The following is a 9,421-nucleotide window of genomic DNA, read 5'->3' on the forward strand; positions in this document are numbered from 1 at the left end:
TCTGCGAAGCCCCTGGCAGTCTCTGCCAGGGGCTTTTTCTTTGGGCGCGCGGCATCCATGCAGATATTTACCCGGGTTTAATTGACTTGCATATTTTACCCGGCTAATATCCAGCACATGACTACCGACTCTTGCATGGCGGGCGCCGAGCCCGCACCCAGCTACACCATCTTCCAGGGCCATGGCCGCCTGCTCCAGGGGAACAGGCCTGCCGTCCTGCAGTTTCTGCAAAGCCATGAACAGCAGCTGCAAGGCAGCGGATCGGCGCCGCCGCTGTGGGTTTTCGACGACCACAGCGGCATGCGGCTGGACCTGGACTGGCGCAGCGAACTGGCCGCATCGCCCGCACCCGGACAAGCCGCCGCACCGCGCAGCGTGGGCCGCCCCAAGCTGGGCGTGGTGGCACGCGAAGTCACCTTGCTGCCACGGCACTGGGAATGGCTGAACCGCCAGCCCGGCGGCGCCTCCGGCGTACTGCGCAGACTGGTGGACGAGGCGCGTGGCAAGCATGCCGCACAGGATGCCGTGCGCGCCGCCACCGAGGCCGCCTACCGATTCATGAGCGAGATGGCGGGCGACCTGCCCCATTTCGAGGACGCCAGCCGCGCCCTCTTTGCACACCAGGCCGACGCCTTTGCAAGGCACACCGCCACCTGGCCCGAGGATGTGCGAAGCTATCTGCAGCAACTGAGCAGCGCTGCCTGGTCCTCGCCGCCATCGCCAGGGCAGGACTGAAGCCCCCGCCTTCCATTGCATTTTCTCGTCGCATTAACAGACACAACATGACGAAACCTAACGAACCTCTGCCCCAGGCTGCTGCGCCTGCCGCATCCAGCCCCGCCGGGCCGCCCATCGCCCACGGCACCCAGCCGCTGTGGCGCACCTTCCTGGTGTTCCTGGGCCCCATGGTCCTGGCCAATATCCTGCAGTCGCTGTCGGGCACCATCAACAGCGTCTTCATCGGCCAGATGCTGGGCGTGCAGGCCCTGGCGGCCGTCGCGGCCTTTTTTCCGGTGATGTTTCTCTTCATCGCCTTCGTGATCGGCCTGGGCGCAGGCTCCTCGGTGCTGATAGGCCAGGCCTACGGTGCGCGCATGCACGACAAGCTGCGCGCCATCGCAGGCACGGCCATGTGCATAGGGCTGCTGTTCGGCGCCGTCGTGGCCCTGTTCGGCGGACTGTTCACCGAGCCGCTGATGCGTCTGCTGGGCACGCCGCCCGACATCATGGAGCAGGCCACGCTGTATTCGCGCATCGTGCTGCTGGGCATGCCGGGGCTGTTCGTGTTCCTGCTGGCCACCTCGCTGCTGCGCGGCGTGGGCGACACGGTCTCGCCCATGCTGGCCCTGCTGATCTCCACCGGCACGGGCCTGGTCTGCACGCCGGCGCTGATTGCGGGCTGGGGCGGCCTGCCGCGCCTGGGCGTGGCCAGCGCGGGCGTATCCATGATCCTGGGCTTCACCCTGGCCCTGGCCTGGCTGGGCTGGCGGCTGCGCCGCATAGCCAGCCCGCTGGCGCCCAATGCCGCGCTGTGGAAGGCCATGCGCATTGACCGGACCCTGCTCAAGAGCATCCTGCGCGTGGGCATACCCACGGGCGTGCAGATGATCGCCTCGTCCATGGCCGGGCTGGTCGTCGTGTCGCTGGTCAACGGCTTCGGCTCCAGCGCCACGGCAGCCTACGGTGCGGTCAACCAGATCAACTCGTTTGCGCAGTTCCCGGTCATTTCGGTGGCCATCACGGCCTCCATCCTCGGCGCCCAGGCCATCGGCGCTGGCCGCAGCGAGCGCCTGGGCGCCATCACGGCCACGGCCATACGCATGAACCTGGTGCTGGGTGCCGCCCTGGCCCTGATCGGCAGCCTGTTCGCGCGGCCGCTGCTGGGCATGTTCATCACCGACGAGCAGGTGCTGGTGCTGGCCATCGAGCTGCTGTACATCGTGCTGTGGAGCGGCCTGCTGCTGGGCTGCTTCATTGCCCTGTCGTCCATCATGCGTGCCAGCGGCGATGTGGTCATTCCCACGGCCATCACCATCACGGTGCTCGCCGTGCTGGAGCTGCCCATGGCATGGTGGCTGAGCCGCAGCTTCGGGCTGATGGGAATCTGGATGGCCTTTCCGCTGTCCTACACCCTGACGCTGTGCCTGCAGACCGCCTACTACAAGCTGGTGTGGAAGAAGCGCCCGATCCGCCGCATGGTGTAAGGCGTGCGCCATGCAAAACAGGCTTCCCGAGGGAAGCCTGTTTTTTTGGGGGTGGGCAAAGCGTCAGGCGTTCAGGTCCAGCACCACGCGCCCTTCGATCTTGCCTTCATGCATGCGCGCGAAGATGTCGTTGATGTTCTCCAGCCGGTCGGTGGACACGGTAGCCTTGACCTTGCCCATGGCCGCGAAATCCAGCGACTCCTGCAGGTCCAGCCGCGTGCCCACGATCGAGCCGCGCACCGTCACGCCGCTGAGCACCATGTTGAAGATGGGCAGCGGGAAGCTGCCGGGCGGCAGGCCGTTGAGCGATACCGTGCCGCCGCGCCGCACCATGCCCAGCGCCTGCTCGAAGGCCTTGGGCGAGACCGCCGTGACCAGGGCGCCGTGCGCGCCGCCGATCTCTTTTTTCAGATAGGCCGCCGGGTCCGTGGTCATGGCATTGACCGTGACCTGTGCGCCCAGGCGCCGGGCCAGCGCCAGCTTGTCGTCATCCACGTCCACCGCCGCCACGTTCAGGCCCATGGCCTTGGCATATTGCACGGCCATGTGGCCCAGGCCGCCGATGCCCGAGATCACCACCCAGTTGCCGGGCCTGGTGTCGGTGACCTTCAGGCCCTTGTAGACCGTGACGCCCGCGCACAGCACGGGCGCGATCTCGATCAGGTCCACGCTGCCGGGCAGCAGGCCCACGAAATTGGCATCGGCCAGCGCGTACTGCGCAAAGCCGCCGTTGACGGAGTAGCCGGTGTTCTTTTGCTGCTCGCACAGCGTCTCCCAGCCGCCCAGGCAATGCTCGCAATGGCCGCAGGCCGTGTACAGCCACGGAATGCCCACGCGGTCGCCCTCCTTCACATGGGTGACGCCCGCGCCCACGGCGGCCACATAGCCCACGCCTTCGTGGCCGGGAATGAAAGGCGGATTGGGCTTGACGGGCCAGTCGCCCTTCGCCGCGTGCAGGTCGGTATGGCAGACGCCGCAGGCCTCGATCTTCACCAGCACATGGCCGGGATCGGGCCTGGGCACCTGGACTTCCTCGATGGTGAGCGGCTTGCCAAACTCCCGCACCACGGCGGCCTTCATGGTCCTGTTCATTCGCGCCATCCTTTCTTTGCGTCAAAGTAGGTACAGCATTTCAGCGAAGAGGTCCGGCCGCCTTGATCGATATCAGGCACTGGTCCGGAAAAGACAAAAAAAACGGGCAAGGAGAACCTTGCCCGTTTTCGGGAGATGGCAGAACGGCAGGCTTACACGGGCTGGCCCACCAGGTCATGGCCTTGCGTGCCCACGATGCGCGCCTTGACGAAGTCGCCCACCTTGTAGGTCTTGCTGGCCTTCTCGGGCGGCAGCAGGTGCACCAGGCCGTCGATCTCGGGGGCATCGGCATAGCTGCGGCCCACGCCACCCTTCTTGCCCAGGCCCACGGACTTGTCCACCAGCACCTGCATGGTCTGGCCCACGCGCTTTTGCAGGCGCGCAGTGGAAACCTCCTCGGCCACGGCCATGAAGCGCGCGCGGCGCTCCTCACGCACTTCCAGGGGCAGCATGCCGGGAATCTCGTTGGCGGCAGCGCCTTCGACCGGGCTGTACGCAAAGCAGCCCGCGCGGTCGATCTGCGCCTCGCGCAGGAACTGCAGCAGGTGCTCGAACTCCTGCTCCGTCTCGCCGGGGAAGCCCGCGATGAAGGTGGAGCGGATCACCAGGTCCGGGCAGATTTCGCGCCAGCGCTGCAGGCGCTCCAGGTTCTTTTCACCGTTGGCGGGGCGCTTCATGCGCTTCAAGACATCGGGATGGCTGTGCTGGAAGGGCACGTCCAGATAAGGAAGCACGCGGCCCGTGGCCATGAACGGAATGATCTCGTCCACGCTGGGGTACGGGTAGACATAGTGCAGGCGCACCCAGGCGCCATAGGGCTCGGCGATCTCGGCCAGCGTCTGCACCAGTTCGAGCATGCGCGTCTTCACCGGCTTGCCGTCCCAGAAGCCCGTGCGGTACTTCACGTCCACGCCATAGGCCGAGGTGTCCTGGCTGATCACCAGCAGTTCCTTGACGCCGCCCTCGAACAGTGCGCGCGCCTCCTTGAGCACATCGCCCACCGGACGCGAAACCAGATCGCCGCGCATGGAAGGGATGATGCAGAAGGTGCAGCGGTGGTTACAGCCCTCGGAAATCTTCAGGTAGGCGTAGTGCCTGGGCGTGAGCTTGATGCCCGCCTCGCCAAAGGCGCCCGGCACCAGGTCGATGAAGGGATCGTGCGGCTTGGGCAGATGGGTGTGGACGGCATTCATCACCTCCTGCGTGGCGTGCGGACCGGTCACGGCCAGCACGCTGGGGTGCACTTCCTGGATCAGGTTGCCGCCATCCTTGCCCGCCTTGGCGCCCAGGCAGCCCGTGACGATGACCTTGCCGTTCTCGGCCAGCGCCTCGCCAATGGTGTCCAGGCTCTCGCGCACGGCGTCATCGATGAAGCCGCAGGTGTTGACGATCACCAGGTCAGCGCCCTCGAAGGTCTTGGAGGTCTGGTAACCCTCGGCGCTGAGCTGGGTAAGGATGAGTTCGGAGTCCGTGAGTGCCTTGGGGCACCCGAGGGATACCATACCTATACGGGGCAGCCGATCCACTTTGACAGCAGTTTCATTCATGGGAAAAACTTCTAAAGGTCTTGTCTATAGCTACCTGCGGTTCTCGGACCCCAAGCAGTCAACGGGGAGCAGCACGGACAGGCAACTGGCATACGCGGAAAAATGGGCCTCAGAGCACGGCCTGCAGCTTGACAGCAGCCTGACCCTCCGCGACGAGGGCCTGAGCGCTTACCACCAGCAGCACATCAAAAGTGGCGCGCTCGGGGTGTTCCTGCGGGCCGTGGAGGACGGACGTGTACCGCATGGATCTGTGCTGATCGTGGAGGGGCTGGACCGCCTCTCTCGCGCCGAGCCCATCCAGGCCCAGGCGCAACTGGCCCAGATTGTAAATGCGGGCATCACAGTGGTCACGGCGAGCGACGGAAAGGCCTACAGCCGCGCCCGGCTCAAAGAAAACCCCATGGATTTGGTCTACAGCCTGCTGGTGATGATCCGCGCGCACGAAGAAAGCGACACGAAGAGCAAGCGGGTGAAGGCCAGCATCAGGCGTTTGTGCGAGGGATGGCAGAACGGCACGTACCGGGGGCACGTGCGCCAGGGACATGACCCGGAATGGGTCAAGGAGGTGGAGGGGGGGTGGGAGATCGACGCCGGCCGTGCGGCCGCAGTACGCCGGGCTGTGCAGCTGTATGTCCAGGGGCACGGCGGCAAGGGTATCGTCCAGCGCCTTGACGCCGAAGGCCTGCAGCTCTACACCACGTCTGCCGAAAACAGGACGCACCAGATTTACCGCCTGCTCAAAATGCCGCAACTCGCTGGCATCAAGCCCATCGCCATCGATGGCGAGGAGTACCAGTTGCGTGACTACTACCCTGCCCTATTGAGTGCAGACGAGTGGACGGAACTGCAGCGGGTGGCGGCGCAGAGCGGCCGCCGGCGGGTGAAGGGAGATTTGCCGCATGTCATCACTGGGCTGGGCATCACGATCTGCGGATACTGCGGCCGCCCGATGTCTGGCCAGCACCTCGCCACCAAGAATCGACTGCCAGACGGGCGCCTGCGCGACGGAAACCGGCGTCTGCTTTGCGCCTCGGCGGCAGCCTATGGCGGCGGTTGCCCTGTGTCGGGCAGCACAAGCTCGGCGCCGGTAGAGCGGGCCATCATGTCCTACTGCAGCGACATCGTGAACCTGCAGGCGCTGTACGGGGCAGACCGCAGCCAGGCCCCGCGCGCCCAGGTGGTAGCAGCACGCCAGGAGGTGGACCAGATCAGCGCCCAGCTCGACAAACTCACCGACGCGATGCTGGCCAGCGCCGAAGAGGGCACGCCGGCAGTGTTCGCACGGCGCGCTCGCCAGTTGGAGGTCGATCTGGCTGCGGCTCAGGCCAAGCTGCAGGCGGCCGAACTGGACCTGGCCGGCGCGGCACGCACAGACATCGCTGGCGCCGATGCCGCTTGGCGCGCACTGGCTGACGGCGTGGAGGCACAAGAGATCGAGCCCAGGCTGCAGGCCCGCCAGCTTGTTGCGGACACTTTTGAGCGCATCGTGGTGTACGCCCGAGGCGTCAATCCAGATCCCAATGCCTCGGAGCGCGACTACAAGATTGACCTGGTGCTGATCGCACGCGGCGGCGTGGCCCGTTTGCTGACGGTGGACAGGCAAGGAAACTGGATTGCCGGCGAACAAAGCTCCGAACTAGAAACTTAGTAGGCACCAACTTTTGCCGGGCATCGAAATACTGTATAAATTATCAGCATGTGGTGCACTGTCTATCGCCTGTACTTAGAGGGCCGACGCCTCACCCCCAAGCAAGCTCGCGCTACCGGGGTGCATGGCTGGCTGTGCAAACAGTCCAAACGCCCCGAGACGGGGATGCCCTTTGACTGCGCCTACCTGCTTCCAGCGCCGGATGCCCACAGGCTCAACGAGCTGATTCCACCCCTTGATCACTGCAACCTGCAGTTCATCAAGGGCGGCCTGAGACTCAATGGGCAGGATTGGCGCGTAGACCATCAGTTTGTTCGTCAATCCTGGTGGATTGTCCCGGATGGTCAACCAGCTGGAGAGATCAATGTCTGAGCAATTGACACTGCTGTGCATGCTGCCGTGGCTTGGGCTCCCTGAGGAACGTATGCTGCTGCAACCACCCGAGGCTTACACGATCGAGAAGGAAGGCCAGCGCTGGTGGTGCACTTGCGATGCGACCGACATGCTGGTCTACAGTGGCGTGGGTCCGGTGGAGGTCGTCAGGCCCCCACGCCCTTCTAGCCTGTGTGCGGCCCATAAATGCAAAAAACCCGCCTCAGTGCCGAAGCACCAAGGTGGGTTAACACTATTCAAAACTGGGCGAATCGCTGCCACCCATTTACGCTAAAGCAAACCATCAGACCGCCTGGCTGTCGCCCGCAGCATCCGCAGCCATCTGCAACTCAGGGGCGGCTTTTTGACGGTCAAGATATTCAGGTGCTGGCAGCTGAAATTCCCCCGTCCAGCGATGATGAGCGCAGGTATCTACTAGGTGGATGTGCTCACCACCTTCCCACTGAAAGTGCAGCAAGTAGTCTGATGTCTGGTAACGAGCCAGGGCGTTTGCACTAGGCCTGTAATCCGGGATACCAATGTGATAGTGATAAAGGAAATTATCCTTGGTATACCGATAATTTGGATGCTCTGACAGCAGACCTCGCCATGACTGGCTCATCTTGCCCGGGTACACGGACCAATCCCCCTTCAAGCCGTGTTTTTCGTACAAGTCCAAGAAATTGACGATACTCTTTCGCTGGTCAAGAGGGTATCGCTGAAACTCTTCTTGAAATTTTAGGTTGAAGCTCCAGGTAAAACTCATTTCGCAGGCGTGTGGTCTCTCATAAGGAATGCCATCTTTTCCTCGCTGCTCATCCCCTGAGGGGCCATCACGCGCGCGGTGGCCAGCGCGGCGTCCATCCGTTCACGATTCACCATCACAGGCTTGGGACGAGACGCATCAGCGGCCTGCCCAGCTAGAAGTGGTGCACCTTGCTTGAACCCAAAAGTCATGGTTTTTGGGTTAGTGCTTTGGAAGTTCATGTTACGCATGTTATCAGTTATGCCTTTCACCTGTCACCCCGTGGTCGTCTGAACAAGTAGGACGAAGCGACCTACCTACCGTGAACTACCTCTAGTACGCAGCCCCAAGTGTTGTGGAAATGCCTTAGAACATCATTCGGCATCAAGCAGTTGAACTTGAGACGCCCACATGTCCTATTTGACAGTCGGAAGCAGCCGCTTGTAGTTGTGCAGCGCCGTCAATAGCCGCACTTCGTAGCCCTAGCGCCCTACTGTGCCCCCTCCATCATCGCGCTGCCTGCGCCATAGGCGCGCTCGCAGGCGCTGCCTCGGTGGCGGGCGTCGTCAGCAATGCGCGCCAGCGCTCCCGCTCGCTCGTCAGCGCGGCGCTGCAGCTCGGCGAGCAGATTGAGGGCTGCGGTGTCTGGCGCGCACTGTCCGGCAGCGGCGCGAGCCTCGGCGGCGGCACGGTGGGTGGCGATGTAATCGGCGAGGTCGCCGCGCAGCCGGCCAGCAGCAGCGCGGGCAGCGTCAGCATCAGCAGCAGCACGGGTTTGTGCCTGGCCAGATTCACGGGCGATGGTGTCAATATTTTCACGGTAGGTCCCTTCCAATTTTCTATAGCGCTCGGAGGTTTCGGCGGCCGCTGCAGCTGCGGCCGCGCGTTCGGTCGCCAGGTCGGCCCGGGCCTTGTCGGCCGCGCGCAATGCGAGCAGGTGGCCTACGCTCTGCCAAAGCAGCAGCGCGGCCAGCACAATGGCCAGGAACTGCCAGGCGCGGGATTTGAGGAGGGCCAGCATCTACACCTCCTGTATGCCCACCAACGTGGACTTGCCGCTGACGGTGATCACACGGTTGACGGGCTTGTCCGGCGTGCGTGTGGACAAGTGCACCCAGTGCTTGCCGCCCACGCTCTCATAGATGATTTGCCCGATGCCCAGGGCGTTGACATGCGGGGCCAGGGCCTTGGCCACGGCATATGACGCACCGAACTTGGGTGCCACGATGTCAGCGGCCGCGCCTATTGCGTGATCGCTGCTTGTGACGCCGCCGACAGCGGCATTGACAGCACGGGAACGGTAGCCGCTGGTCACGATGATGGGCACGCCCAGGTGCGCACGTACGCGCTCCAGCATTGCGGCCGTGAGTGCCAGGCGCTGCAGGGCCTCGGGCGTGGGCGTGTTGTCCAGGCCCTGGCGCTGCGCCGTGGTGCTGGCCGTAAGTTCAGCCAAGCTGAAATGGGGGGTCATACAGCACCCCCATCCTTTGGAGGCAACCCCAGGCGCTTGCGTACCCACTCATTGAGCAGCGGCCCGAGTGCGAACTGATCCCAGGCCCGGAACACCCAGTCGGCCGCAGTCATCGAAAACATGCCGACGACGAAGCCAGCCAGTCCCTCGGAAAAGCCTGTCGCCAACACGAAGTCAGGCGTACCGTAGTTGCTCGCTGCGATGCCGAGCACCAGCATTGCGCCCTTACGAGGCCATGTACCTTGCATCCACATAAGCGCTCCTGCACTGCCGAGAATCCCCGGCACTTTGGGTAGAAGTTGATCGAACCAGTTGTTGTCCATGTGCCCTCCTCAGGGCATG

Annotated in this window: 11 protein-coding genes; 4 read left to right on the top strand and 7 right to left on the bottom strand. The window is 63.8% G+C overall.

What is annotated here, in order from left to right; translation table 11 throughout:
- Positions 1-135 precede the first annotated feature (135 nt).
- Positions 136-735, top strand: a complete 600-nt coding sequence (locus tag ACRSCF_RS18775; RefSeq protein WP_034368652.1) for a DUF2239 family protein — start codon at positions 136-138, stop codon at positions 733-735.
- 47 nt (positions 736-782) lie between these two features.
- Positions 783-2,204, top strand: a complete 1,422-nt coding sequence (locus ACRSCF_RS18780; protein WP_046983666.1) for an MATE family efflux transporter — start codon at positions 783-785, stop codon at positions 2,202-2,204.
- Positions 2,205-2,267: 63 nt separating this feature from the next.
- Here ACRSCF_RS18780 and adhP read toward each other — a convergent pair whose 3' ends face one another.
- Positions 2,268-3,296: an alcohol dehydrogenase AdhP gene (gene adhP, locus ACRSCF_RS18785; RefSeq protein ID WP_244386361.1), complete on the bottom strand. Its 1,029-nt coding sequence runs from the start codon at positions 3,294-3,296 to the stop codon at positions 2,268-2,270.
- Positions 3,297-3,448: 152 nt separating this feature from the next.
- On the bottom strand, positions 3,449-4,843 hold the full coding sequence (gene rimO / locus ACRSCF_RS18790) for a 30S ribosomal protein S12 methylthiotransferase RimO (RefSeq protein ID WP_034368655.1): 1,395 nt from the start codon (positions 4,841-4,843) through the stop codon (positions 3,449-3,451).
- Here rimO and ACRSCF_RS18795 point away from each other — a divergent pair.
- Together ACRSCF_RS18795 and ACRSCF_RS18800 are read left to right on the top strand one after the other, a co-directional pair.
- A complete protein-coding gene (locus ACRSCF_RS18795) occupies positions 4,842-6,491 on the top strand; it encodes a recombinase family protein (protein ID WP_324622604.1) in 1,650 nt (549 codons plus the stop codon). The two genes, rimO and ACRSCF_RS18795, sit on opposite strands and share 2 nt — an antisense overlap.
- A 48-nt stretch (positions 6,492-6,539) precedes the next feature.
- The gene (locus ACRSCF_RS18800; protein WP_432675079.1) at positions 6,540-6,863 is read left to right on the top strand and encodes a hypothetical protein; all 324 of its coding nucleotides are present in this window, start codon (positions 6,540-6,542) and stop codon (positions 6,861-6,863) included.
- A gap of 304 nt (positions 6,864-7,167) precedes the next feature.
- On the opposite strand, the gene ACRSCF_RS18805 is transcribed toward ACRSCF_RS18800, so the two are convergent.
- The 5 genes from ACRSCF_RS18805 to ACRSCF_RS18825 form a co-directional block, all read right to left on the bottom strand.
- On the bottom strand, positions 7,168-7,629 hold the full coding sequence (locus ACRSCF_RS18805; protein ID WP_198818732.1) for a hypothetical protein: 462 nt from the start codon (positions 7,627-7,629) through the stop codon (positions 7,168-7,170).
- Positions 7,626-7,850 carry a hypothetical protein gene (locus ACRSCF_RS18810; protein ID WP_158528324.1) on the bottom strand — a complete coding sequence of 75 codons (225 nt, stop codon included), beginning with the start codon at positions 7,848-7,850 and terminating at the stop codon, positions 7,626-7,628. The genes ACRSCF_RS18805 and ACRSCF_RS18810 overlap by 4 nt, the downstream gene beginning before the upstream one ends.
- 248 nt (positions 7,851-8,098) lie before the next feature.
- Positions 8,099-8,629, bottom strand: a complete 531-nt coding sequence (locus ACRSCF_RS18815; RefSeq protein WP_034368660.1) for a DUF2514 family protein — start codon at positions 8,627-8,629, stop codon at positions 8,099-8,101.
- Positions 8,630-9,079, bottom strand: a complete 450-nt coding sequence (locus ACRSCF_RS18820; protein ID WP_034368664.1) for a D-Ala-D-Ala carboxypeptidase family metallohydrolase — start codon at positions 9,077-9,079, stop codon at positions 8,630-8,632.
- On the bottom strand, positions 9,076-9,402 hold the full coding sequence (locus ACRSCF_RS18825) for a hypothetical protein (protein ID WP_158528325.1): 327 nt from the start codon (positions 9,400-9,402) through the stop codon (positions 9,076-9,078). The genes ACRSCF_RS18820 and ACRSCF_RS18825 overlap by 4 nt, the downstream gene beginning before the upstream one ends.
- Positions 9,403-9,421 lie beyond the last annotated feature (19 nt).

Source organism: Delftia sp. 11MD (assembly GCF_050907895.1).
Lineage (GTDB): Bacteria > Pseudomonadota > Gammaproteobacteria > Burkholderiales > Burkholderiaceae_C > Comamonas > Comamonas tsuruhatensis.